The sequence below is a fragment of the Hymenobacter norwichensis DSM 15439 genome, from assembly GCF_000420705.1.
Taxonomy (GTDB): Bacteria; Bacteroidota; Bacteroidia; order Cytophagales; family Hymenobacteraceae; genus Hymenobacter; species Hymenobacter norwichensis.
The window spans coordinates 854,682-878,110 of record NZ_ATVL01000008.1 but is presented as its reverse complement, the minus strand read 5'-3'; the positions used below and the strand labels follow the sequence as shown (position 1 = coordinate 878,110).

At 53.9% G+C, this 23,429-nt stretch carries 23 protein-coding genes; 7 read left to right on the top strand and 16 right to left on the bottom strand.

The features are described 5' to 3' along the window. Positions 1-92 precede the first annotated feature (92 nt). The 5 genes from G536_RS0114655 to G536_RS0114635 all read right to left on the bottom strand — a co-directional run bounded on the left by G536_RS0114655 (position 93) and on the right by G536_RS0114635 (position 5,699). Positions 93-467, bottom strand: a complete 375-nt coding sequence (locus G536_RS0114655) for a PH domain-containing protein (protein ID WP_022824358.1) — start codon at positions 465-467, stop codon at positions 93-95. A 41-nt stretch (positions 468-508) separates the two neighbouring features. Next, positions 509-1,027 (bottom strand): hypothetical protein, encoded by a 519-nt coding sequence (locus tag G536_RS0114650; protein ID WP_169515104.1) that lies wholly within the window; start codon positions 1,025-1,027, stop codon positions 509-511. A gap of 31 nt (positions 1,028-1,058) precedes the next feature. Further along, positions 1,059-3,422 (bottom strand): M1 family metallopeptidase, encoded by a 2,364-nt coding sequence (locus G536_RS0114645; RefSeq protein ID WP_022824356.1) that lies wholly within the window; start codon positions 3,420-3,422, stop codon positions 1,059-1,061. Positions 3,423-3,576: 154 nt separating this feature from the next. Then, positions 3,577-4,878, bottom strand: a complete 1,302-nt coding sequence (locus tag G536_RS0114640) for a DUF6020 family protein (RefSeq protein ID WP_157530639.1) — start codon at positions 4,876-4,878, stop codon at positions 3,577-3,579. A 212-nt stretch (positions 4,879-5,090) separates the two neighbouring features. Then, positions 5,091-5,699 (bottom strand): HupE/UreJ family protein, encoded by a 609-nt coding sequence (locus tag G536_RS0114635; RefSeq protein WP_022824354.1) that lies wholly within the window; start codon positions 5,697-5,699, stop codon positions 5,091-5,093. Positions 5,700-5,925: 226 nt separating this feature from the next. On the opposite strand from G536_RS0114635, the gene G536_RS0114630 reads away from it, so the two are divergent. Next, positions 5,926-6,204, top strand: coding sequence for a hypothetical protein (locus G536_RS0114630; RefSeq protein WP_022824353.1), 279 nt, complete (start codon positions 5,926-5,928; stop codon positions 6,202-6,204). A 171-nt stretch (positions 6,205-6,375) separates the two neighbouring features. On the opposite strand, the gene G536_RS28045 is transcribed toward G536_RS0114630, so the two are convergent. Further along, positions 6,376-7,380: an SMP-30/gluconolactonase/LRE family protein gene (locus G536_RS28045; protein ID WP_022824352.1), complete on the bottom strand. Its 1,005-nt coding sequence runs from the start codon at positions 7,378-7,380 to the stop codon at positions 6,376-6,378. Positions 7,381-7,681: 301 nt separating this feature from the next. Between G536_RS28045 and G536_RS0114620 the strand changes: the two genes are divergently transcribed. Both G536_RS0114620 and G536_RS0114615 read left to right on the top strand, forming a co-directional pair. Then, on the top strand, positions 7,682-8,104 hold the full coding sequence (locus G536_RS0114620) for a hypothetical protein (protein WP_022824351.1): 423 nt from the start codon (positions 7,682-7,684) through the stop codon (positions 8,102-8,104). A gap of 181 nt (positions 8,105-8,285) precedes the next feature. Then, entirely contained in the window at positions 8,286-8,858 is a 573-nt protein-coding gene (locus G536_RS0114615) for a hypothetical protein (RefSeq protein ID WP_157530637.1), read from the top strand. 71 nt (positions 8,859-8,929) lie between these two features. On the opposite strand, the gene clpB is transcribed toward G536_RS0114615, so the two are convergent. From clpB to G536_RS0114595, 4 genes are all read right to left on the bottom strand, one after another. Further along, on the bottom strand, positions 8,930-11,548 hold the full coding sequence (gene clpB / locus G536_RS0114610; RefSeq protein WP_022824349.1) for an ATP-dependent chaperone ClpB: 2,619 nt from the start codon (positions 11,546-11,548) through the stop codon (positions 8,930-8,932). A 147-nt stretch (positions 11,549-11,695) separates the two neighbouring features. Continuing rightward, positions 11,696-12,145 carry a hypothetical protein gene (locus G536_RS0114605; RefSeq protein ID WP_022824348.1) on the bottom strand — a complete coding sequence of 150 codons (450 nt, stop codon included), beginning with the start codon at positions 12,143-12,145 and terminating at the stop codon, positions 11,696-11,698. Between the two features lie 50 nt (positions 12,146-12,195). Beyond that, entirely contained in the window at positions 12,196-12,759 is a 564-nt protein-coding gene (locus G536_RS28040; RefSeq protein ID WP_022824347.1) for a hypothetical protein, read from the bottom strand. A 461-nt stretch (positions 12,760-13,220) separates the two neighbouring features. Further along, entirely contained in the window at positions 13,221-14,156 is a 936-nt protein-coding gene (locus tag G536_RS0114595; protein WP_022824346.1) for a beta-1,6-N-acetylglucosaminyltransferase, read from the bottom strand. A gap of 132 nt (positions 14,157-14,288) precedes the next feature. On the opposite strand from G536_RS0114595, the gene G536_RS0114590 reads away from it, so the two are divergent. Further along, a complete protein-coding gene (locus G536_RS0114590) occupies positions 14,289-14,663 on the top strand; it encodes a cupin domain-containing protein (protein WP_022824345.1) in 375 nt (124 codons plus the stop codon). 17 nt (positions 14,664-14,680) lie between these two features. Here the strand turns inward: G536_RS0114590 and G536_RS0114585 are convergent, their stop codons facing one another. Then, complete coding sequence (locus tag G536_RS0114585; protein WP_022824344.1) at positions 14,681-15,481, bottom strand: alpha/beta fold hydrolase; 801 nt, start codon at positions 15,479-15,481, stop codon at positions 14,681-14,683. Positions 15,482-15,742: 261 nt separating this feature from the next. On the opposite strand from G536_RS0114585, the gene G536_RS0114580 reads away from it, so the two are divergent. Continuing rightward, positions 15,743-16,435 carry an SOS response-associated peptidase gene (locus tag G536_RS0114580; protein WP_245575833.1) on the top strand — a complete coding sequence of 231 codons (693 nt, stop codon included), beginning with the start codon at positions 15,743-15,745 and terminating at the stop codon, positions 16,433-16,435. Positions 16,436-16,510: 75 nt separating this feature from the next. Here the strand turns inward: G536_RS0114580 and G536_RS28035 are convergent, their stop codons facing one another. The 5 genes from G536_RS28035 to G536_RS0114555 form a co-directional block, all read right to left on the bottom strand. Further along, the gene (locus G536_RS28035; RefSeq protein ID WP_022824342.1) at positions 16,511-16,807 is read right to left on the bottom strand and encodes a hypothetical protein; all 297 of its coding nucleotides are present in this window, start codon (positions 16,805-16,807) and stop codon (positions 16,511-16,513) included. 245 nt (positions 16,808-17,052) lie between these two features. Beyond that, entirely contained in the window at positions 17,053-18,639 is a 1,587-nt protein-coding gene (locus tag G536_RS0114570; protein ID WP_022824341.1) for a DUF1501 domain-containing protein, read from the bottom strand. 110 nt (positions 18,640-18,749) lie between these two features. Beyond that, on the bottom strand, positions 18,750-20,480 hold the full coding sequence (locus G536_RS0114565; protein ID WP_022824340.1) for a DUF1800 domain-containing protein: 1,731 nt from the start codon (positions 20,478-20,480) through the stop codon (positions 18,750-18,752). A 330-nt stretch (positions 20,481-20,810) separates the two neighbouring features. Beyond that, positions 20,811-21,962, bottom strand: a complete 1,152-nt coding sequence (locus tag G536_RS28030; protein WP_084708628.1) for a S1 family peptidase — start codon at positions 21,960-21,962, stop codon at positions 20,811-20,813. Positions 21,963-22,040: 78 nt separating this feature from the next. Beyond that, positions 22,041-22,625 carry an RNA polymerase sigma factor gene (locus G536_RS0114555; RefSeq protein ID WP_022824338.1) on the bottom strand — a complete coding sequence of 195 codons (585 nt, stop codon included), beginning with the start codon at positions 22,623-22,625 and terminating at the stop codon, positions 22,041-22,043. A 134-nt stretch (positions 22,626-22,759) separates the two neighbouring features. Between G536_RS0114555 and G536_RS0114550 the strand changes: the two genes are divergently transcribed. Both G536_RS0114550 and G536_RS0114545 read left to right on the top strand, forming a co-directional pair. After that, on the top strand, positions 22,760-22,969 hold the full coding sequence (locus G536_RS0114550; RefSeq protein WP_022824337.1) for a hypothetical protein: 210 nt from the start codon (positions 22,760-22,762) through the stop codon (positions 22,967-22,969). Between the two features lie 258 nt (positions 22,970-23,227). Next, positions 23,228-23,428 (top strand): hypothetical protein, encoded by a 201-nt coding sequence (locus G536_RS0114545; RefSeq protein WP_022824336.1) that lies wholly within the window; start codon positions 23,228-23,230, stop codon positions 23,426-23,428. The last annotated feature ends 1 nt before the right edge of the window (position 23,429 follow it).

Sequence of the window (23,429 nt, the reverse complement as noted above, 5' to 3'; positions counted from 1 at the left end):
AAATAGTAAAAAGGTGAACTGCACGTTCAAACTACGCAAGGGGCGCAAGTAGAACATCCAGCTCACCTTTTTACTATTTCTCTAGCTCGCCTTTACAGCGCGTATTCAGCCAAGGCCCGCGCTACTTCGTGGATGCTTTTATCATTGCGGAATGTTTTGCTGATGGGCTCAGCTTGGCCCCGCACCCAGATCTTTAGTTCTGATTCCAGGTCGAAGTGGCCGGTGGTTTCCATCGAGAACCGCTCCACGCTGCGGTAGGGGATGCTGAGGTATTCGCGCTTTTTGCCCGTCACGCCCTGCTTATCCACCAAAATCAGGCGCTTGGTAGTAAACACAATCAGGTCGCGGAGGACAGCGTAGGATTTTTCCACCCGCTCACCCGCGGCCAGTACCTGCGTCAGGTCCTGCTGAATTTCCTGCGCGTCGTTTTCAGATGCGTTGCCGAGTAAGCCGTCGAGTAGTCCCATACTGATAGAGGTTTGGTGAAGGCGACAAGCTACAATAAAAGTTATTCTGGTAAGAGTGTTGAGCAAGATGTATTCGAGATGCCAAGCAGATTGTATTTGGGGGCCTCGTACCAAGACATGTTGGCTGTGCAGATTCTAGAACTTACTTCGGAATCAGGCTCATACTGAAAATAAAAACGCTGCCCGCGCTGCATTGCTGGCAGGGCAGTGTATGTCATAATCACGTTGTTATAGACTCTGTTCTTAACGGCTGGCCCTGACAGCGGTCCTCCTGCATCACCTTGGAAACCAACTGGCTCACCAATAGTGACTTGAGAAGTTGTATCTACCTGAACTAAGTATCCGCCCGCACAAGTGGTACCTAGCAGCGTACCCATGACACAGGGTGTCTCAGCTTTCTTCTCGCAACTTTGGCTTACAGCCGCTCCAACTAATAGGAGTAAAATAGAGAATGCCTTTTTCATGGTCAATGCTTTCAGTAGGATATCAATACTAACGGGAGTTCTTGAACACCACTGCGGTTGCACAGCGACAAAGAAAAAGCGCTTGGCTGTAGCCAAGCGCTTTTTCTTTACATGAAGGCCACTAAGCCTAGTTGGTCCCGCCTGCACCATTGGTGCTGCTGCCAGGCTTCTGCTCCTTCTGTTGCATGGAAGCTTGCTGCTGCATTGGGTTTGGCTGAACGCGCTGCTGCTGCTCGAATAGTTCAAAGCGTGAGGGAGCGGCCTTCTGGGGCCAGGCGTTGTTGCTCAGGTCGGTGTCGGCGGTTTCTAAGTAGGGGTCCAGCACGAAGCTTACCACCGGCTTTTCGGTGATAAATACCTTGGTTACCTCGGCGTTGTTTTTGCGCCAGATTTCGGCCGGAATGTTCACCATTTCCTGCTTGCCGTCTTCGTAGGTCATCTGCACGATAACCGGCATAGTGAGGCCGCCCCGGTTTTTGAGGCTCAACTCGTAGAAGTTCAGGCCGGCGCTGAGGCGCTGCTGCTGCTCGGGCGAGAGGCCTTTCACTACTTGCTGGTAACGCTGCTTGTCGGCGTCGGTGGTGGCCAACGGGTCGTAGTTGTTGTAGAAATCCTTCAGCTCGGGCTTGTCGTCTACCAGGGTCTTCTTGATATCCTGGAGGTTGCGCTGCTGTGAGAGAGTCTGGGGGGCGCTGTTGAGTTGCTGGCGCTTGAAGGCGTTTTCCAGCTCTGGGTTCTTGGAGTCAACCTTGTACCACTTCACGCCTTCCAACGCCAGGTCGGTGTGCTCGGTGGTGTAGAACCAGCCGCGCCAGAACCAGTCGAGGTCGGTGCCGGAGGCGTCTTCCATGCTGCGGAAGAAATCGGCCGGCTCAGGGTGCTTGTAGGCCCAGCGGCGCGCGTACTCTTTAAAAGCGTAGTCGAAAAGCTCGCGGCCCAAAATGGTTTCGCGCAGGATGTTGAGGCCAGTAGCGGGTTTGGCGTAGGCGTTCGGCCCAAATTGCAGCACCGATTCCGAGTTGGTCATAATCGGGGTTTGCAGGTTGGTGCCGGTGCGCATATAGTCCACAATGTTCTTGGGCTCACCGCGGCGCGACGGATAGTTCCGCTCCCATTCCTGCTCGGTGAGGTACTGCACGAAAGTGTTCAGGCCCTCGTCCATCCAGGTCCACTGCCGCTCGTCGGAGTTCACAATCATCGGGAAGAAGTTGTGGCCCACCTCGTGGATAATCACCGAAATCATCCCGTATTTCCGGTCGGCGGTGTAGGTGCCATCCTTCTCGGGGCGGCCACCGTTGAAGCACAGCATCGGGTACTCCATGCCGCCTACCGGCCCGTGCACCGAAATGGCTACTGGGTACGCGTAGGGAATCGTGAATTTCGAGTAGGTCTTGATGGTGTGGGCTACCACTTCCGTCGAGTACTTACCCCACAGCGGGTTGCCCTCTTTGGGGTAGTAGCTCATGCACATTACCGGCACGCCTTCCTGCTTGATGCCCATGGCATCCCAGATGAACTTGCGCGACGAGGCCCAGGCAAAGTCCCGCACGTTTTTGGCGGCGTAGGTCCAGGTTTTGGTGCCGCCCTTGCGCCGCATTTCAGCCTGCTCGGCTTCCATTGGTGTCACAATTAGCACTGGCTTCTTGGCATTTACGGCCTGCGCCAGACGCTGCCGTTGCGCAGAAGTCAGAACTTCCGAGGCGTTTTGCAGCGTACCAGTGGCACCCACAATATGGTCGGCGGGGGCCGTGATGCTCACGCGGTAGTCGCCGAAGGGCAGCGCGAATTCACCGTTGCCGAGGAACTGCTTGTGTTGCCAGCCCTGGTTGTCGGAGTAGACAGCCATGCGCGGATAGAACTGGGCTATTTCGTAGAGGTAGTTTTTGTCCTCGGGGAAATACTCGTAGCCGCTACGCTGGTTGATTTTGGTTTGGTCGTTGATATTGTAGCTCCAGGCTAGGCTGAACGTCACGGCCTGCCGGGGCCGCAGCGGCGTGGGCAGATCCACGCGCATCATAGTGTGGTTGATAACGTAAGGCAACGCCTTGCCACCCTTCATTTCCACCTTGGAAATCTTGAACCCGCCATCAAACTCGCTGCGCTGCAAATAGTCCAAGGCCTGAAATGGCATCCGGTCCTGAATCTGGCCCACCTGCGTAGCCGTCGTAATGGAGTTTTTGTCCATTATGTTCTGGTCGAGCTGCACCCACAAGTAGGTCAGCACGTCGGGCGAGAGGTTGGTGTAGGTGATGTCCTCGGAGCCGGTAATGGACTGCTTGTCATCATCGAGCTTCACCCGAATGTTGTAGTCGGCGCGCTGCTGCCAGTAGTCGGCGCCGGGGGCACCGGAGGCGGTACGGTAGGCATTGGGCGTAGGTAGCGTGGTGCCTAGCTGGGCAAATTTATCAGTGCCAGAGTTGGTGTTCTGGGCCGTTGCGAAGGTAGTACAACAAGCCACCAGGCTCGCCGACAAGAGAAAACGTAACTGCATGAAATAGTTAGTGAGGCGAAAGTGTAGATGAAAAAGGGCGGGCTGTTCTGCGAACAGTATAGATGAATTTAAAAGGTTTTGGCTGCATGAAAGGGCACACTGCTCCCAATAAATTCTGTAACCTCAACAAGTAACTTGTATCAACCTTGGGCTTTCATTTACCTGAACTAGTAGGTAGATCAGTGTCAACAGCACGAGGACTGCGGTAACGATAGAAGTGTAGCAGCAGATTGCCAATCAGTAGCGGCGCCACCAAAAAGCAGGGGTATAAATATCGTACATGCTGCACCGGAATGGTTAAGGCCACTCCTACAATAATGCTGAGAATGGGCGCAAGTACAATCAAGTAGCGGCGGCTGCGCGTAAGAAAGAGAGTGACTAACCCGCTGGCTAGAATAAGATAAATATACAAAGCTGGGCGGTATAAAATAATACGAAAGAAGGGTTTGTAGAAAGTGGAATAATAAATATGCATGATAATTCTTTTTAGAAGCGGCGAAATACTTTGTGTTGTAAGGCCAGCCTCATTGGGGTCAATAAGTGGGTGAACAGCATAGGTGTAACTTCCTTCCTGGTTGTCGAGCCGCCATACTAATTCCGATACGTTTGCTTGATGGGTAAGCAACGAACCTGGATAACGTTTGGCCAAGGAAAACCACGTTGCAATGTATTTCTCTCTAGCCCCAGGTTGTGCTAAGTATTTATAATTGAAATACTTGTTGAAAACTAAATTGTCGCTAGTAAATGGGTTGTATTCTTTTTTCCAAATGGCTAGCGGTTGCACATTTTCCAACACCTGTTTTTCTGAATCCGAAAGCTGTGCTCCGTCATGCAGTATAGCGCCTATTTGGTGAGTCAGCAGGATTTCCAGTGCGTATACTTTGCCTTGCACATGAATAGCACTATACAAAGGCCCTTTCACGGCGTACACCAAACCAAAGCAGCAAAGCGCCGCTGCGGCAAGGCGTTTGCGGTACGGGAAATAGAAAATAAATAGGCCAGCAATAGCAAGCAGCGAGGTAAGCAGTCCGTTATGCCGAATCAGCCACACGCAGGCTAAACTCAGTGCCAAACAGAATATATTTCGGTTGGATTGCAGCCACCTGCCTCCTGACTCAAATATTTCCATGGCGTGAATTGATAAAATAAATACGGCAATGGCAAAAGGAACATCCTTAAATAAAGTATTTACATAAAAGCCATTGAGTGGTAAAAAGCAGATAAAAAGTGTTAGCAATATTAGTAGCCACTGTGGGGCGCCACGCTGCTGCAATTTGGTCATACCATAAGCAACGGCGCTAGCTAATGCCATAATTTGCGCAAGACAGATAATAGCCGGCGAAAACCAAATACGCGTTAATAGCCAATAGGAAAACGATACAATAGCTGGGTGCCAATCGTTGAAATTAAACGTAAGCACTTCCTGCCATTGGTCGAGCGAATCGCGGGACATCATACCTGGAAAAAATGCCAGGAAATACAACAACCACATTAGCAGGCAAGGGCCCGCGTATATAATAAACTGCCAGACGTAAAATGATAGAAAGTCAGGCTTTCGGATTTGCAAGGGAAACATTTGTATTAGGAAACTGCTGGGTATAGAAGCAGGATATACTTATTAAGATAGCACTTGTATTTTACTGCGTACAAAATGTTCACAGAAACACATTAAGAAGCCTGCCCTAGCAACAATATCAGCGCAATGCCAGCCGCCGCTCCACTCACCACCAGCAGCCAGTCGCGGCGAGCAGCGTTGAAAATGCGCAGCACCACAAAGCCTAGCACTAAAATGATGCTTACAATAAGCAACTGCCCCAGTTCTACGCCCACATTAAAGGCAAGGAGCTCAGTGATGGGGCGGCTTTGGCGGCCTAGTAGTTCGCGCAGGTAATTGGAAAACCCAAGGCCATGAATCAGGCCGAACACTAAGGCCAGCAGGTTGGGCAAAGCCAGTACAAATGGCTCCGGCCTTAAGCGCCGGGCGGCGCGGGGTTCTGGCCGGCCAGCTTTGGCGAGATTGGCGAGGCAGGTAAGTAAAATCGTAATCGGAATCAGGGCTTCAATGAGGGCCGCGCTGTAGTTTACTACGCCCAGCGTAGCCAGTGCCAGCGTGAGCGAATGGCCTACCGTGAAGCTGGTAACCAAGGCCACCACACGGCGCCAGTCGGCTAGCACGTAGGGGGCACACAAAGCCAGCAGGAATACGAGGTGGTCGTAGGCCTGTAGATTGAAAATGTGGTAGAAACCGAGTTGGAGATACGTCTGGAAAACGGACATACTGCAAAGCTACAGGATGTACAGCTTTTAAGGGGCGGCAGTTCAATACGCTTCAGGTTAGCCTTGCTCAGGGTGCCGTTGGTCGATGGAAACGGCGCATAGGCAGAGTGCAAGGTGAAGGTGCCGTGGTTTTAGCGTTGTTTTGGAAAGATAAGAAGCCAGCTCTCTTACCCCAAACGCCCAAGCCTATTGCCAAACGCGCTACTTCACTAATCTGTTTGACACTATGCCATTCTCCATATCAGCGTGCGAAATAGAGCAGGCTGGCTTCCTGCCGGCAGTAGGCTTGCCTTCTGGCACCACGTATGAGCAGGGCCAGCTATATGTGTGCCTTACTCCGCAAGGTACTCTGCGCCTGCACGTTACGGATGGCGACGATAATTTAGTAGAATTATCATCGGGCAACCTCTACGACCCCGTGGTACATTATGCCGGCTCTATTACCGATTCCGCCGAGCTATTCCGGCTGATGCACTACGTCCGCAATACTGGATTGGCAGCGTAATATTTGAAAGGCGCACCTAATAAGGCTGCACGCTTGCGAGAAACAAGCTACTCACAATAAAAGCCGCTACCGTAATTGCCTTGCTACCCAATATCAGCAAGGCAATTATGGTAGCGGCTTTTATTGTGAGTAGCGCAGCCACAAGGCTACAGCCAGAGCAGCGTGGCTAGCTTAGAACTTCACTTTGGTTATAGCAAACCGCGGTGAGGTCGGTTGGTAAGGATACAGCACGTAGGCATCGTTGCCACGGCGCGTGATAGTGGTTGGGCTTACGGCCCCCGTAGCAAAACTGCCCGAATTGCTAGTATTGGCCCATCCATCGGAACTAGACATCCGGAATACAGTGCTTTGGCTTCCTGAAACCACCAGTAGGGTTTGATTATCCGTAAGCAGCAGCCCATCGGCGCCCGTTAGGTTTTGGCTGGTTGTCACGCGCGAGAAGCTATTGGGGTTGGAAATGGGTACTTTGAACAAAGCGCCATCATTGGCTTTCGCCACCAACAGGTACCCATCGGGGTGAAATACAATGCCGTTCAGTCCGAAGCCAGTGCCGCCGCTCAACTGGGCGTTTTCCAGAAATACGCTGGCAAGACCCTGCGGCGTGACAATGTAAATGATGGGCGAGAGGCTGTCGGTGATGTATGCATTGCCTTGGCTATCAACAGCTATGTCGTTGGCAAAATGGTTTTGCATGGGCCGTAAGCTACCTAAGTCCACATAACTGGTTCGTGTACCGTTGGTGGTATTGTAAATAGCTAGCGCCGCCAGCCGCCGTTGCGTAGCCGGATTGGTACGGGCAGGGTTCGTGTTGTTATCTGATATAGCTACTAACAGGCGGTTCCGGCTGGCATCAAGGTTCAAGCCGATAGTGGAAATCAGCTGCGCATCATCGGCAAACTGCGTGTAGGTGCTGTCATCCTTCACTATCCCGATACGGCCCTCGGTCCGGGAGCTAACAAAGAAGCGTTTATTGGCATCATCGTACTGAATACCTTCGGGGTGTAGTGCTGCTCGTGGCACCGTTATTTTGTTAGGGCCTTGCGGATCGGCGGGCGTGTCGTCATCGTCGGAGCAGCCGGGCAGCACAATAGCTAGCCCAGCTAGCAGTGCTACCACCCGAGCGAAACGGGGCAGCGCAAACGGTTTTGTTGCCAGAGAGAAAAAAGAATGCAGCATCGTGGTAAGTAAAAGTTTACGGTTCAGTTACCTATCCATACGCTCAGGGAGTTGAAAGGATGAAATCCGACCCTGAAATGTCCTGATGTACGCAGCCGCTGCTGTTCTCCTGTAATTAAGTTGTCGATAAACCCACCGTAGGGGCTGGTGTGCCTCTATCTGTTCTTGGACTGTTTTTTCTGCTATAAACGTGGTGAACTCAACAAGAACGAATAGCTTTATCTCGAATACGCTTTTCGTTTTTCTCTATCCATCATACCGCGCAGACTTTTAAAGTTTGCTTCATTTCGTCACGTAGTCAATGAAGAAACTAGTACTCACTAACCTGACCTTATGCCTGAGTGTTGCTGCCTTTGCGCAGCAGCCTGCCCCAGAAAGTTCAGCTATTACCACCACACCATTCATTGTAACCAAGGCCGACACGGCGCAGGCCGTACGGGTGTTGTTTGCTAAGCGCCGTACGGGCGGGTGGGTGTGGACTACTGTAGGTGCTGTTGCTGCCGTTCGGATTGCTACGGCTTCGGCCAGCGGCGACACCGGTGGCAATGCTTCCGGCGCCTTTGTTGGCGCAACTGTAGTAGGAGGCATACCTGCCGGCATTGGGATAGGCAAGCTGACGCGCTTCAGCAAGGCAAAAGAGGACGCCGTTCTTACGGTATACTCCCAAAGCAAGACCTTGCCGCCATATGTTAGCCGCCGGCTAAAAAGCAAATACTTTGAGTAAAGCTATTCCGAAAACTGCCCTGATACGCAGCACGAACTAGCTTGTCAGTAGGCTTGTACGCTGCTTTTTAGCTGAAACTCACCTACTATACTCCTATTGCAGCTTCAGTCAGTTTTCGATTACAGCAAGGTGAGTAGGTTGATTTTCAATGCGCTTTAGAGATATTACTTAATCCCATTTGATGTTTAAACGCTTACTTTTCATGGGGGCGTTGGCGGCGTTTGCTAGCCCTGCATTCGCGCAAAGTGTTCAGGCGCCTATTGCCCCACAGGCCACCATTCCCGATTCCATTCCCACCACGTTTGGCAAGTGGTATCTGGCGCGCTACGAACCTAGTGCTACAGTAGCCGATACTGCTGGCGCGCTGGTTAGCTTATATGCCACCAAACGCAACAATACATGGTGGTGGCTGCCTGTTGCGCCATTAGGGCTTGCGTTCATACAGCCTGGGGAAGAGTCAATCAACGGCGTTAAAACCAGGGATATACCACCAGATTCCTGGCAATATGTAGTTGGAGTACCCATGATGATAGGTGGCGTTAGCGCCATGGTGGTGCGCCTGAGCACCTACAGCCGCGACAATCTTCGGCAGATTCAGCACGATTATGAAGTTGGCAAACCTATTCCAGCTAAACTGCGGCGCAAACTCAAGCCCGAGTATTTTGCCAGCGCGGCCGTTATGCGGGTTACTATCATGCAGCAATTGCAGCTCAACAAACTAAAAGAGCAACAACGGGCCGCCCGCAAGAAATAGCAGAGTGTTGTGTAACAGAAAATCCCCGCTGGCATAGTACCAGCGGGGATTTTTCGTTTCAATCAACCTACTTACCCTACGGCGGGAATTTCCACGTTGTTGAAGCGGATGCTACCATCAGCCAGCACAGCTTCCACCACAGCGTCCTTGCTCACACGGCCCGAGAGGATGTCCTTCGACAGCTCATTCAGCACCAAGCGTTGCAGAACGCGCTTGAGGGGCCGGGCACCGAACTGTGGGTCGAAGCCCTGCTCGCCGAGGTAGTCCAGCACCTCGTCGGTGGCTTCTAGCCGGATGCCGGCTTCTTCCAGGCGCTTCTGAATCTGCCGGAACTGAATGTCCACGATCTTGCGAATCTCGCGACGCTTCAGCGGCTGGAACATTACAATCTCGTCGATGCGGTTCAGGAACTCGGGGCGCATGTGTTGCTTCAGGCGCTCCACCACTTCGTCGCGGGTGCGGTCCACCACTTCATCGTGGTTGTACTCGTTCAGCTCCTTGAAGTTCTTCTGAATGATGTCGGCACCCGTGTTGGAGGTCATGATGATGATGGTGTTCTTGAAGTTCGCCACCCGGCCTTTGTTGTCGGTGAGGCGGCCATCATCGAGTACTTGCAGCAAGATGTTGAACACATCGGGGTGGGCCTTCTCGATTTCGTCGAGCAGAATCACCGAGTACGGCTTGCGGCGCACGGCCTCGGTCAGCTGACCACCTTCGTCGTAACCCACGTAGCCCGGAGGTGCCCCAATTAGGCGCGATACGGCATGACGCTCCTGGTACTCGCTCATGTCGATGCGCACCATGCTGTTCTCATCGTTGAACAGGTACTCGGCTAGGGCCTTGGCCAGTTCGGTTTTACCTACGCCAGTCGTACCCAGAAAGATAAACGAACCGATGGGCCGCTTAGGATCCTGCAAGCCCGCCCGGGAGCGGCGCACCGCATCCGAAATGGCGCCAATAGCTTCGGTCTGACCGGCTACACGCTTGCCTAGCTCGGTTTCGAGGTTCAGCAGCTTCTCCCGGTCCGATTGCAGCATCTTGCTTACCGGAATACCGGTCCACTTGGCTACTACTTCGGCAATATCCTCGGAGGTTACCACTTCCTGCAGCATCGAGCCGCCGTCCTTGCCTTTGTCGGCTTCGGCCTGGGCTTGTAGCTCCTTGAGTTTGGCTTCGGCTTCCTGAATCTTGCCGTAGCGCAGCTCCGCTACGCGGCCGTAGTCGCCCTGGCGTTCGGCCTGGTCGGCTTCCAGCTTGAAGCGCTCAATGTTCTCTTTCTCGGTCTGAATGCTAGTGAGGGCCGATTTCTCATTTTCCCACTGTGCTTTCAGCGTGTCGCGCTTGGCCGTTAGCTCCGCTAAGTCTTTGTTGAGCACGTTTTCCCGGTCGTGGTTTTCCTCGCGCCGGATGGCTTCGCGCTCAATTTCCAGCTGCATGATGCGGCGCTGCACCTCATCCAACTCCACGGGCATGGAGTTCAGCTCGATGCGCAGCTTGGCGGCGGCTTCGTCCATCAAGTCGATGGCCTTGTCGGGCAGGAACCGGTCGGTGATGTAGCGCGAGCTAAGCTCAACGGCGGCAATTACGGCGTCGTCGGTAATCCGCACGCCGTGATGCAGCTCGTACTTCTCCTTGATGCCGCGCATGATGCTGATGGCGTCCTCAATGGTTGGCTCATCCACCGTCACGGCTTGGAAACGACGCTCCAGGGCCTTGTCCTTCTCAACATACTTCTGGTACTCCTTGAGGGTGGTAGCCCCAATGGAGTGCAACTCGCCGCGGGCTAGGGCTGGCTTGAGCAGGTTGGCCGCGTCCATGGCGCCTTCGCCACCGCCGCCGGCGCCAATCAGGGTGTGCATCTCGTCGATGAACAGAATGATCTGGCCTTCGGAGTCGGTTACTTCTTTGATAACGGACTTGAGGCGCTCCTCAAACTCGCCCTTGTACTTGGCACCCGCAATGAGCAAGCCCATATCCAACGACATGATGATTTTGTCCTGGAGGTTTTCGGGCACGTCGCCGGCCACAATGCGTTGGGCCAGGCCCTCCACAATGGCGGTTTTACCAACGCCGGGCTCACCGAGCAGGACGGGGTTGTTCTTGGTACGGCGGCTCAGAATCTGGAGGACGCGCCGGATTTCCTCGTCGCGGCCGATGACCGGGTCCATCTTGCCGGTGCGCACCTGCTCGTTGAGGTTGCGGGCGTAGCGGTTGAGGCTCTGGTATTGGTCCTCGGCGGTCTGGCTGGTCACCTTGCGGCCCCCGCGCAGTTCCTTAATGGCCGCTTTCAGGTCTTTCTCGTTGAAGCCGGCATCCTTCATCAGGGTAGCTACGGCGTCTTTGCCGCCCAGCAACCCTAATAGCAGGTGTTCCACCGACACATATTCATCGTCAAACTCCTTCAGGAAGTTGGTTGCGCGTTGCAGAGCGGCGGCCGCTTCGTTGGAGAGGTACGGCGAACCGCCGCTTACTTTCGGATAGCCCGTCACAATGGCATCGAGGCGGGGCGTGAGGATGTTCAGGTTCACACCCAGCTTCTTGGCCAGAAACGACAGCACATTCTCGTCGCTCTGGAAGAGGCCCTTCAGCAGGTGGCCGGTTTCAATGGCCTGCTGCTGGTTGCCCCCGGCAATTTCAGTGGCCTTCTGCACGGCCTCCTGTGCCTTAATGGTATAGTTATTAAAGTTCATGGTTGCTAAGACTAGTTAAGTGCTTCGGGTTAGGAAGTTCTACGAGTGCATAGCAAATGGGGTGCAGAAGAGCTTTTGCTGACTTTTTGACTTGATTTTGTGATTTACACCATAATGATAATGACTTTTTGACGGTAGCTTACCCCTCTATAGCGCCTTCATCGCACCAGCAGACCGCTGGAATAGCCACCCTGCGGCCACCCATAGCCCGGCGAAGATGGTATTGAGCACAATCACCCATAATACCCCCATGTTTAGTTCGGGCTGCTTGATGAGTAGGGCCACGAAAGGCACGGCAAACTGGGTTGCTGACGTCGCAAACATAGCGCGGGCCATGCCCGAGGGCTGGAGCCGGGCCGTTGCGGCCCCAACAAAGCCAACCGCTAGCACTGCACCGTACAATAGATTCATGGGGTTGTCTTCGCTGCCGATGAACCCCACGGCCAGGTTGCCCCACACGAGCAGAAGGGACGCCGCTACCGCTATACCCGCAGCCAGTTTGTAGGTGCCACTGCGGCCCCGGCTGGCTACCAGCAGATACACGAGGCCAGCAAGGAGTAGTACGATGCCAGCCATTACGAAGTGTGCTACGGTCATGGGAGTATCAGATAAGATGCAGGAATGATATGATTCGGGATGCTGTGCTTTTAAGCTAGTTGCCGGTGTGAGTTGGTGGCGCGGCGGAACAACCACCCCGAAACAGCCCACAGAGCGGCGAAAGCACCATTGGCAACCAGCACATTTAGTAGGTATACCGACGGCTCAGCGGCTGCCCCTGTAGGTTTCCAGACAAATAGAGCAATAATTGTGACGGCCACATAGGTAAAAGCGGCAGCAAACATAGCGTTGGATGTGCCCAGCGGCCGGAAACGAGCGGCAATGGCGCCGCCAAGAGCCACTAGCAGTACCATCCCATACAGCAGGTTGGCCGGGTTGTGCTCACTGCCTACCAAGCCCACCGCCGCGTTGGCCCACACGAGCAACAGCCCCGCTACTACCCCCACGCCGGCCGCCAGCCGGTACATGCCATTGGTGCCCATCCGGGCGATGAGCACGAACGTGGAACCCGCCCCGAACAGCACAACAGCGGCAAATACAAAGTCGGAGAAGGTCCAGTTTACTTCGGTGGTATACTGCATGGCAACCAACGGAATCAGTAGCAGCAGCCCGGTGGCTAGGGCAACGAGAAGAAGGCTTTTGGTGAGTGACATGGCAGATATGTGTTGGGTTTAAGGAAGAAATTTGCCGCTTGCAGTTCGTACTGCTGGTTGTTTTGTGCGTGGTAGTCACGATGCATCCCGATGCATTTTCGGCTGTTACCAAATTCGATTCATTGTATATTCAAAAGTACTTTGTTTTTCAAAGTAAACAACAACAATTACATAAATTTTTCTTTCGGTATGTAGTGAAGCGCTAATAAATAGTCCAGCTGGCCAGACAGCAGGCTCTGTATGCTAATGCATGATGCAGCGAAGGAAACGCTATGCTAGTAGGAAGGGAGCCGCACTAGGCTCGTGGTAGCAAGTGTTAGTTGATCGGCGAGGTAAGCCGCGCCAGTTACGAAACTAGCTAGCGGAACTACGGGACTAGTGGAATCGGGACAGAGGATGAGCACATTGCTATGTGAGCTTCCGCTGACACTGATAACAGTATTAACTGTTTTATTGTAAACTCAAGATTTAAATAAGATCTGCGTGTCAATCATATCCAATACCTCTGCATCAACAGTGGTGTCGAATTTTCGAGCAAAAAGATGCTCTGATTTAAGAATATTAATCATGTCAGAGGCATATAATATTGCCCCTGGTCTATACCACTCCAAAAATGTTAAAGTGTCGTTATGTATATTGTTTTTAAAAGATGAATTACCTGCTATGGTTTGAAAAAATATTTCATCCGGCACAAAAACATGACGAAAGAATTTCACTAACTGGGGATTATGCTGGATGGTATTATATGCTTGTTGTACGTGAGTTTTGTATAAACACCAAAATTGAGCGCCACCGTATGGATGAAAGCTGTTGGGGAATTCTCTGGTAAGGGGCAAAAGCTTGGCACAAGCGTTTATACCACGGTTTAGTAGGCGCTGAGAAATAGTGCCAGATGCAAAGTTATTTCGAGTAGAATAACTGTACTGACGGCTTTCACGCACTAAATGCCAGTAATTAACTCTATTCCAGCCTCCTTTTTCTTCTCCCCACTCAGAAAAAGGAAAAGGATTATGGTGTATAAAAGATGTTCCTATATTCTTTTTGAAAAAACTCTCGATATACTCATTCGATTTTATAGGATAATCCTGTCCACTAAGCAAAGCTAAAAAATCAAAATCTATCTTCTGATCTATTAATTCCTTAATGCCTTGGATACAAGCTTCTACAATGCCAAATCCAGCCCAATAGCATGTATAACGTTTGATAAAGTACACATTTTTATGCAAGCTTAATTGATGAACAATTGAATCGTATATTGCATTGCTTACTTTCTTGTCAATGTGAATTAAGAAGACAGCTGATTCAGTGTTGAGTCGTGAAACTAGCCGAACTAGTTGTTCAGGATATCGATGAGCTAAAATCAAGTAAGCAATTCTCGGCTTGGCTGTTAGCGACATTTGTATACTGTGTATGTTGGTTGTTCTATATAAATGTTGTCAAATTAGCTTTTATTATCAAAGTTCTAAAGGCTGAATACCTATATTCAAGCAGTTGCTTCTACTTGTTCCATTCTCTTCCTATACTCAACCATGAATATCGACACGCTCTTAGGCCCGTTGAAAGATGCCACCCGCCGCGAAGTAGGCGGCGTGAAGGTAGACGTAGTGCGCACCGGCAACTCGCGGGTGAAGCGGGTGGTATATCCAGTAGGCTTCCGGTGGTCGAAGGATATGAAGCCAGTGATTGGCACCGAGCTGTGCCAGCACGCCCACGTGGGGTTTCTGGCGGCCGGCAAGCTGGGTATTCAATACGCCGATGGTACCCAGGAAGAGTACGTAGCCCCGCAGGTGGTAGCCATTGCGCCCGGCCATGATGGCTGGGTGATAGGCGAGGAGCCCGCCGTACTTATCGAGTTCGACTTCGAGGGTGAAACAGTGGAGCGCCTGGGCCTGACGCGGGTATAGCGCAGTTCACTGGGCGGTTAGGCCGCTAGGCAGGCTTCCATAGCCAGCAGCGTTTCCATGGGGGCGCTTAGCTGTGGGCAGTGGCCGGCCACGGGCAGTGTAATCAGAATGGAGCCCGGAATGTGTTTTTTCAGATAATCGCCGACTTCTAAAGGCGCAATTAGGTCTTTAGCACTCTGCAATAATACGCAGGGTGTTTGCAGTTGCCTGATATCCAGTCGGTTATCAGATAGAAACGTCACGCGCGCAAACTGCTGGGCAATGGCCGGCAGGGTTTGGCAGAAGCTGTGGCTGAGTTCATCGGCCAGGGAAGGCTGCTCTGGATTGCCCATAATGAGCGGGGCAAACGTATCGGCCCAGCCCACATAGTCGGTTTGCATGAATTCCAGCATGGCGACAATGTCGGCCTTGTCGAAGCCGCCGTAGTAGCCAGGCTCGTTGAGGTAGCACGGCGAAGGGCAAAGCAGCAGCAGTTGCTGAAACCGGCTTGGCTCGGCAATGGCTGCCAATACCCCAATCATGGCCCCCACCGAATGGCCAATCAAGGTAACCTGGCTAAGATCAAGCTGCCTGCAAATAGCTAGTACATCTTGAGCGTAGCCGTGTAGGGTAGCGTATTTGAGCGGCTCGTAGGCGTTGGCATCCGATAGGCTCCCGCCTACGTGGTCGAAAAGCACGAGCTTGAAATGCTCGGAGAAGGCTGGGGTAATGTAGCGCCACATGGTTTGGTCGCAGCCAAAGCCATTCACAAATAAGAGGGTGCGCGGGCCATGGCCTACTACTTGCACATTGTTGCGTTGAAGGATATCGGTAGCCATAGGTGGGCAGGTGGGTGGAATAGTGTCTTATACGGAATATATAGGCCTTAACCGAGTGAAACCAATTGTTTGCCAAAACAGGATACCGCGCTAAAATGAGAATAGCACGGGGAACAGACGGGAATGCACGTAAACTGGAAATAAGCCAGAAAATTGAATTTTATTCTGAACGACCTAGTCTCTAATTGGGATGGAGATGATAGCAGCCCTGTAGCGAACCCGCTAGGAAAAGCAGACGTTATATTACTTCAGCACCACTGAGTGCTATTCCTCTACTCAACTTCTCCCGTTATGTGCGGCCGCTATACTACCATTGCCCCTAAACTGGTGCTTGAAAAGCGCTTTGATGCTTCTTTCAAGCCGGAGGCCACTCCCAACTACAACGCGGCGCCGTCGCAGCAGCTACCCGTCATTCTTAATACCGAGCCCGGCCAGATTCAGCTGTTGCAATGGGGCCTAATTCCGGGTTGGGTGAAAGACCTGAAAGCGGCTCCCAAACCCATTAATGCCCGCGCCGAAACCCTGGCCGACAAGCCCTCTTTCCGGCAGTTGCTACAGCGCCGTCGCTGCTTGGTGCCCGCCGACAGCTTCTATGAGTGGCAGGTTACTGCGCAAGGCAAAGTGCCGCACCGTATTCTGCTACGCAACGAGGAGCCGTTTGCTTTTGCCGGCCTCTGGGACGAATGGCTCGACAAATCCACCGGTGAAGTGCGCCCCACGTTCACCATTATCACCACCGAGCCCAACGACCTGATGGCCCCGATTCATAACCGGATGCCCGTGATGCTGCAAGACCGGGAAGCCGAACTGGCTTGGCTCGACGACTCTGTGAGCCTAACTGACCACCAAGCCTTATTGCTACCGTACTCCGCCGACCTGATGAAAGCATACACTGTGACTACCCGCGTCAATTCCCCGGCCCACAACGACGCCAGCATACTGGAAGCAGCCTAGTGTAAGTACCGACCATACAAAAGCCCCGCTTGAACACGTTCAGGCGGGGCTTTTTTGTGTGCTATAAGAATGTGCTTACTCGGCTTTGCTGAGCTTTGGCTCCGAAGCATCGGTAGCTTCGCCTTCATCGTCGGAGGCAGCAGCGCGGCTTACCACCACTACGGCTACGGCAGCAATAGCAGCAATGCCTAGGATCATTTGCGTGGAAGTGAAGCGTTGGGCTGCCTTGCGAATCAGGATGCCGCCGTGCTTCAGCAGGTCGTCTACGTGGTCATAGTCGCCCTGGAAAACAACGTGGTAGGCGCTTTCCAGAGTGCGCGAAATGTCTTCTGGCAGAATTTTGTCGATTTGTTTCTCTAGTTGATTGTCCATCGTGGAGTTGAAGTAGCAGGTGTACGGTTGGCATTGCGAATGGCAGGGCCATCGGAAGGCGTGTACGCAGAAAGCAAGAGCGGGGCTGCCTGTCGGGCTGCTTTTTTCCAGAGAAATTCAACAAAAAAGCTCGTAGCTCCGCGCTAGAGGCACTAAAGGCCAACGGTAGCTTTCCAATCAAAAGCGCCGTTGTCCTTCTTATAGCTTCGTTTGCTGACTGGGGCAACCCCATTGATAATACCTGGCTACTCCACCACCACCAGCCGGGAACTAACGCGGGAGCCTTCCTGCACGTGGCAGTAGTAAGAACCCGTCGCTAACCTCGTAGCATCCAGCGGAATCTGGCGCAGGCCGCGGGGCATGGGCCGGTCAAGGAGGCGCACTACTTCGCGGCCCAAGCTGTCGTAGAGCAGCACCTGCACGTGGCCGCCTTCCGAGCTAAACTCCACCGTGGCCCGGTCCCGGACGGGGTTGGGGTATACGCTAAAGCTGGCCACATTGGTAGCGGCCGCCGAAGCCGTGCCGTTCACCACCGCTGGCCGAATGATTTGCATGTAGGGAAACGGACTGTTGGTGGAAGGCAGCAGTGCGTTCAAAGTAGCCTGCGGCACCCGGAACCAATCTTTCAGCAAGCTGGCGTACACCGCCCGAAAGTCGAACTGCATAGCCACTTGGTCGTTGACGCCGGCGTTGGCGGGCAGCACCGGGTTGGTGCCGTGCAGCACTGGGTTCACGCTCGTACCAAACACAATGAGTGGTGCCGCCGCGCCATGGTCGGTGCCTTTGCTGGCGTTGGCTTTGATGCGGCGGCCAAACTCCGAGAAAGTCATGCCCACCACCCGGTCTTGCACATTCAAACGGCGCAAATCGTCCTGGAAGGCTTCCAGCGCCTGCGAGATTTTGCCGAGCAGCGTGGCGTGCGTACCCGTGGTGGTGCTACCGGTAGTGGGTACTTGGTTGGAATGCGTATCGAAGCCACCAAGGTTGCACACATAAATGCGCGTCTGGAGGCCGCCTGCTACCAATTGCGCCACAATCTTAAGCTGGTCGGAGAGGCTATTCTGGCCGGCAGCGGGATAGAGCGGCGAGAGGTTGGTGGCCCGGCCCGCGGCGGCTTGAATGGTGGTGGTGTACACCTGGGTCTGCGAAATAACCTGCCGGATAAAAGTCAGCTCGTGGCCGGCGGGCGTGTTCGGAGCCGCATCTACGCCACCAGAAAGCAGCTGATAGAACGACGTGGTGCTGGCAATGGCCATGCCCATGTTCACGCTAGGTCCCTGCACACAGTTGCTTACCACCGAGCCAATACTGATGGCCAGCGGGTCGGGGTTGGCGGCGCTGGGGTAGCCGGTGGGGTAGTTGGCATACTCGCCGTTGAGGTACCGCCCGGCCCAGCCCGAGGTGATGGTCACGTTGGAATCGGAGCCCGAAGTCCAGATGTCGGTGGCGCGGAAATGCGAGTAATTGGCATTCGGGTAGCCCACGCCTTGTACCACCCCAATTTTGCCGTTGTCGAACAGGTTTTTCACGCCGGCCATGGCTGGGTGAATGCCCGTGGTGGCGCTCAACGGCAGCACTTGCGCCTGCGGAATGGCAATATCGGCCCGCGCATTCATTAGGGCCGAATACTGGTCGGTGGGGATAATCATGTTCAGCCCGTCATTGCCGCCATTCAGCTGAATCAGCACCAGTACCCGGTCGGTTTGGGTGGCGCCTCCGGTGATATCAAAAAGCTCGGGCGAAAACCCGTAAGCCCCAATGGGCAAGCCGCCCAGCAGGGTAGGCAATACGGTAGCAGCGGCCGTAGTCTGAAGGAATTGTCTGCGTTTCATGATGAAGCTATTAGCTGTTAGCCATTAGCTGTTAGCTGAAAACTGCCGCGTCGGCGCCAATCAGGCAACGACAGCCAACAGCTAGCAGCCAATAGCTAACAGCTTGTACATTAAGACAAATGATATTCGGCCAGGCCCATCATGGCGCGCAGCAGGGCGCGTAGCTTGGTTTCGACGGCCGTTTTCTTGGCCGTGTTGTTGGGCGCCGCCAGGTACTCCTGCCATTCCACGGTCCACTCGAAATCAGGTAGGCCGGGCAGCAGGATGTCGTTGAGGTAGGTGAGCTGGTTGGCCGTCAATGGGATGGGCAGCAACAGCTTGGCTAGCTCGGCAATCAGCAGGTTGGGGTCGGAAGCCGTGGCGGGCGGCAGCGTAAGTACCAGCTCCACGGGCTTGATCTTGATGTTGGCGCTGTTGCGGGTGTAGCCGTTGGTGCTGATAAACAGGTCGGTGAGTTGGTTGCGGCGGGGCAGCGTCACGGCGTTGATCCACATTTCGTAATACTGCGGCGTCTGCCAGTAAGCGGCCCAGCCGGCCACGTTGGGCGGGTCGCCGAGGTACTGCTGCTGCACATTCGTGACGCTGTTCAGGTAGTCCCACATGCCGTACTGCGCCACTAGGTTGCTGGCCGCTGGAAACACCATTTGCAGCTGTCGGCAGGTGCCCACTGTGAAATCAAGAGGGCTTTTAATCACGCAGCCCATGTTCACGGCGTCAAAGAAATGCTCACTCGAGAGCAGTACCCTCAGCACCGGTGCCACATTATAGTTGTTGGTAATCAGCAGTTGGGCCAGCGGCTGAATCACCTGCGCTTCGGTGGTGGCGTCAATCACATAGTACACAAACCAGCGGTAAAGCTTGCGGCACAGGAACTCGGCAGTGGCCTGCTGCGCGAAAATCAGGTTGATGAGGGATTTGTATTCCTGGTCGCCGAGGTTGCTGATGGTGGCGTTCTGAAAAGCCGCGCTGAACTGCTTGGTGGTAGTATTGTGGCGCGAAGCGGTGTAGTAGCCGGCAATGGTGGTGGCATTATCGCGCCAGCCGGTTAGCACCTTGGCGGCAGCCTGCACATCGGCTTCGGTGTAAGTGGTGTAGTTGCCCGGCCCGATAAGCGGACCTTTGCCTACTGTAAACAGCTCTAGCAGCTCCCGGCCGTAGTTTTCGTTGGGTGCCGTGGCCGTGCTTTGATTGCCGTTCAAGTAGCGCAGCATGGCCGGAGCCACAGTAATATCCTCAGTAAGCTGCCTGATGTTGCCCAGCGCGTGCTGCCTCAGTAGCGTGCAGTAGTGGTAGCCATAGCGGGCATCGTTGATGTCACCTAACTCAATCACAAAGTGGTTGTGCCAGAACAGCGTCATCTTCTCCACCAGCGTAGGGCTTTGGTCTAATAGCTGGCCCATCCACCACGCCCGTAGTGAGGAACGCCGCACGCCTTCAAAGTTCTGGTCGAATGGCTGCGTCGTCCAGGTCTGGCCCTGCGGCACGCTGGTATCCGTCGCCGACACGTTGAGTGGCGCAACTGGTGCGGCCGGGGCCGTGAGTAATCCATTGACCACCTGCGTCAGCGTTTGGCTTGCAGCCGTGGTGATTTCGGCGCGGGTGGGCCCAAACAGGCAGCGGCGAAGCAAATGCGCGGCCTGGGGGTAGCCCCAGGCCCCGGTGTATGGGTTTAGGCCCGCCAGGGAACGAGCAGCCGTCGGCAACCTGTTGTTGGCGTACCGGCTGATGGTTTCATCGTCGCCTGGCAGGTCGCTGGGGGAGGGGGGAGCTGGTTGCGCCAGCACCGCCGTAAGCGGCTTGGCCAGCGGGGCTGGTTTGCTGAGGAAAGCTCTGCGGTTCATAGGCGGGTGAGCTAGTGTGGTTGATGGAAAAGAGCGCGCGAAATAATCCGGAAGTAACCAATTACTTGCCCCAATAGCAAGCTGTATTCCAATGACTTGATTAAATAGTGAAAGTTTAATGAATTGCTTGTTGGGCCTTGCCTAAACAGCACGATTTCCGGCCCGCGTTGGCTTGCAAAAATGCCCATCAGGGCCTGCAATGGCGATTAATCAAGCTGAACTGTAGCAACAAAAAAAGCCCTGCCTTTTTTCAGGCAGGGCTTCAATAGTAGTAGCAGTGCTAGCCGCTCAGCGGTAACGACGGCGGAGCAGGTTAGCTGTTACCGCGTTTCACTCATAAACTTTCACCACAAACACATAGTCTTGGAGCTTGCGGATTTGCTGAGGGCGGGAGTTGCCGGCCAGCTGGTTGCCGCGCGGCATAGTGTACGAATGACCCGAGCCAACCGCTGCCGACAACGAATCTACAAGGTGCATCAGGTACGACGACTTAGTGGCAAACGCGGCGCTCTGTACGTCCATCTGCCGGCCGCTGATTACGCCAATCAGGTTGCCTCGGTCATCGAGCAGCGGGCCGCCCGAGTTGCCGGGGTTCACCGGAATGCTGATCTGGTAGAAGGCCGAGTCCCCCTCGAAGCCCGACCGGGCGCTCAACGAACCGTCGTTGAACACCAAGTCTTCGCGGGGGTAGCCAATGGTGTACACCTTCTCGCCTAGGTCGGCGGTGCCGCGCTTAAACGAATATGGTAAGCGGCCGAAGCCGTTGAAATCCTTGTCTTTGATGCGCAGAATAGCCAAATCGTGGGCCACATCGGAGAACACCGGCTCGGCGCGGAAGCGCTGTTTGTCGCGGCCCTCAATCAGCAACGAATCGGCTCCCTGAATAACGTGGTAGCTGGTAACCAAGTAGCCATCAGCAGTTAGTGCGAAGCCCGTACCGCTGAACTTGCCATCCTTAACAGGCTGGTCTTCCTGACCTCTGAGGGCCAGGTTCATAGCTCGCTGCGTGCGCTTGATGCGCTCCACCTCACGGCGCAGTACCGTGTAGCCATACAAGGAAGGCTTCTGCGAAGCGCGCCACCACTCAATACCCAACAGCGTAGTGAATACAGCCATTACGGCCACCGATGCGGCTACCATCATAGTAGCGCGGTGCCCCCGCCAAAACTCCCGCAGCTTCTGCTCGGTGCGCGAAATATGCACCGTAGGCATGGTGGGGTGGCCGGTTTCCAGGGTTTCGCCTTCCAGCTTCACGGCCTGCTCGGCATCTATTTCAGCCTGAATGGCGCGCAGCTTATGGCGGGTGTTCAGGCGCTGGCCGTAGCCGCGCAAGGTGCCGCTTACGTCCTCAAACTCGGCAAAGCGCTGCGCTAGCGCCGGGTCGGCAGCCAAGCGGCGCTCCAGATTTTGGCGCGCTGGGGTGTCCAGCTCGCCTTGCCGGTAGGCATCAAATAAAGCGTAGTAATCAGCTTCCGTCATCATAGCAGTAAGGCGGGTGGGTGAGGTCCGCAACGAGTATCATTCAAAAAGAAACAAGGCATGTTGGCTTGCTTCTAAAATTTAGGTTTCCGATTCCTGATAGTTGCTGAAAAAGAGCTTTTTCAGCCGTACCAGGCACTTATACTTCTGGTTTTTGGCATTGTCGGCGTTGGTGTAGCCAAAGTCTGCCGTGAGTTGCTGCATCGACTTGTCGAGCAAGTAAAAGCCTTCTAAAAGTGAACGACACGGCTCCCCAATTAGATCCAGCGCCTCGCTCATGGTAGCAAAGCGCCGGTCCCGTTCTTCGGCTTCCACCAAATCGGCTTCGGCGCCAGTTTCCAGGTAGGGCTCGTGGTCATCGAGCGAGCCGCCGAAGCGGGTTTTCTCGGTGAGCCGCTTCAGCCACAGCCGCCGGCAAACGGCATACAGGTAGGTCTTGATCTGGCAGCTCAGCTCCAAAGAGCCGTCGCGGACCTTTTCATAGAACACCATGATGCCCTCCTGGTACACGTCCTTGGCTTCGTCTTCGGTACCGCTGTTTTGCAGTACGTAGTGCGAAATCATAGGCAGGTGCAGCCGGTAGAGTTGCGCCAGGGCCCGGTCGTCGCCGTTGCGGATAGCCGCCACGAACTCGTCGTCGGTGTAAGAAGCAGTGGCCTTCGCCATTTACTTTAGGTATTAATACGATGAAGGAAGCCCGGTAACCCAGCGGAAAAATAAATTTTCCTGTCGGGTTACCTTTCAAACAGTCCGGTATCAAGGACGTTTTCAGACAAAAAATTTTTCAAACCTACGATCAAATGAACAACCTGCTGAAAGTATCCGCTCTGTTTTTCGCTGTAGCCCTGGCCTCTTGCGAATCGAAGCCGGCTACTACCGAGGGTGCTGCCACCACCGAAGCTACAACTGCTGAAGCTACAGCTCCTGCCACTATGGACACGACGGCCATGGCTCCTGCCACCGCTGATACTACGGCTGCTGCTGCTCCTGCTACCACCGAGGTTAAGTAAGTAGGCGGCCTTTCACAGGCTCACTACCTAATTGCCCGAAAGCCCGGACCTTATCTAATAAGGTCCGGGCTTTTTGTTTAATGCTGGTAAGTAAATCCTAACTGCCTACAGAGCGCGTGAAAGGAGCAAGATGATGTAGCGTTGGAAAAGAAATCAAGGAATATCAAAGTATTTAAATTTAATAATGCAATATTGTAGACACGCCTACGCTAGTTAGGCGGTGCAACTATCCTTGGTCTTTCTCCCCGAATCTTCGTCTTGATTACACGCAGCCTGGGTTTTTCGGAATTGTTGGAGCAATATGAAGGGGCACCCGCCGCTATGCACAATACATGGGGGCACGACCTGCCGGAGCACAGCTTTGTGCTCTCGTTTGTGGTAGTGATAGATGGCCACGTGCTCGGCAGTCTTAACGATATTGCTGTTCAGCTTGGCGGGCACCCTGACATCCGCTATTAAG

Bases quoted from the DNA above. Each gene is read 5' to 3' on its own strand.
- G536_RS0114615 (WP_157530637.1), top strand. From the start codon at position 8,286: ATGTTTAAACGCTTACTTTTCATGGGGGCGTTGGCGGCGTTTGCTAGC.
- G536_RS0114605 (WP_022824348.1), bottom strand. From the start codon at position 12,145: ATGACCGTAGCACACTTCGTAATGGCTGGCATCGTACTACTCCTTGCT.
- G536_RS28045 (WP_022824352.1), bottom strand. From the start codon at position 7,380: ATGCTGCATTCTTTTTTCTCTCTGGCAACAAAACCGTTTGCGCTGCCC.
- G536_RS0114645 (WP_022824356.1), bottom strand. From the start codon at position 3,422: ATGCAGTTACGTTTTCTCTTGTCGGCGAGCCTGGTGGCTTGTTGTACT.
- G536_RS0114630 (WP_022824353.1), top strand. From the start codon at position 5,926: ATGCCATTCTCCATATCAGCGTGCGAAATAGAGCAGGCTGGCTTCCTG.
- G536_RS0114550 (WP_022824337.1), top strand. From the start codon at position 22,760: ATGAACAACCTGCTGAAAGTATCCGCTCTGTTTTTCGCTGTAGCCCTG.
- G536_RS0114595 (WP_022824346.1), bottom strand. From the start codon at position 14,156: ATGTCGCTAACAGCCAAGCCGAGAATTGCTTACTTGATTTTAGCTCAT.
- G536_RS28035 (WP_022824342.1), bottom strand. From the start codon at position 16,807: ATGGACAATCAACTAGAGAAACAAATCGACAAAATTCTGCCAGAAGAC.
- G536_RS0114555 (WP_022824338.1), bottom strand. From the start codon at position 22,625: ATGGCGAAGGCCACTGCTTCTTACACCGACGACGAGTTCGTGGCGGCT.
- clpB (WP_022824349.1), bottom strand. From the start codon at position 11,548: ATGAACTTTAATAACTATACCATTAAGGCACAGGAGGCCGTGCAGAAG.
- G536_RS28030 (WP_084708628.1), bottom strand. From the start codon at position 21,962: ATGATGACGGAAGCTGATTACTACGCTTTATTTGATGCCTACCGGCAA.
- G536_RS0114570 (WP_022824341.1), bottom strand. From the start codon at position 18,639: ATGAAACGCAGACAATTCCTTCAGACTACGGCCGCTGCTACCGTATTG.
- G536_RS0114620 (WP_022824351.1), top strand. From the start codon at position 7,682: ATGAAGAAACTAGTACTCACTAACCTGACCTTATGCCTGAGTGTTGCT.
- G536_RS0114640 (WP_157530639.1), bottom strand. From the start codon at position 4,878: ATGATGTCCCGCGATTCGCTCGACCAATGGCAGGAAGTGCTTACGTTT.
- G536_RS0114635 (WP_022824354.1), bottom strand. From the start codon at position 5,699: ATGTCCGTTTTCCAGACGTATCTCCAACTCGGTTTCTACCACATTTTC.
- G536_RS0114655 (WP_022824358.1), bottom strand. From the start codon at position 467: ATGGGACTACTCGACGGCTTACTCGGCAACGCATCTGAAAACGACGCG.
- G536_RS0114585 (WP_022824344.1), bottom strand. From the start codon at position 15,481: ATGGCTACCGATATCCTTCAACGCAACAATGTGCAAGTAGTAGGCCAT.
- G536_RS28040 (WP_022824347.1), bottom strand. From the start codon at position 12,759: ATGTCACTCACCAAAAGCCTTCTTCTCGTTGCCCTAGCCACCGGGCTG.
- G536_RS0114590 (WP_022824345.1), top strand. From the start codon at position 14,289: ATGAATATCGACACGCTCTTAGGCCCGTTGAAAGATGCCACCCGCCGC.
- G536_RS0114565 (WP_022824340.1), bottom strand. From the start codon at position 20,480: ATGAACCGCAGAGCTTTCCTCAGCAAACCAGCCCCGCTGGCCAAGCCG.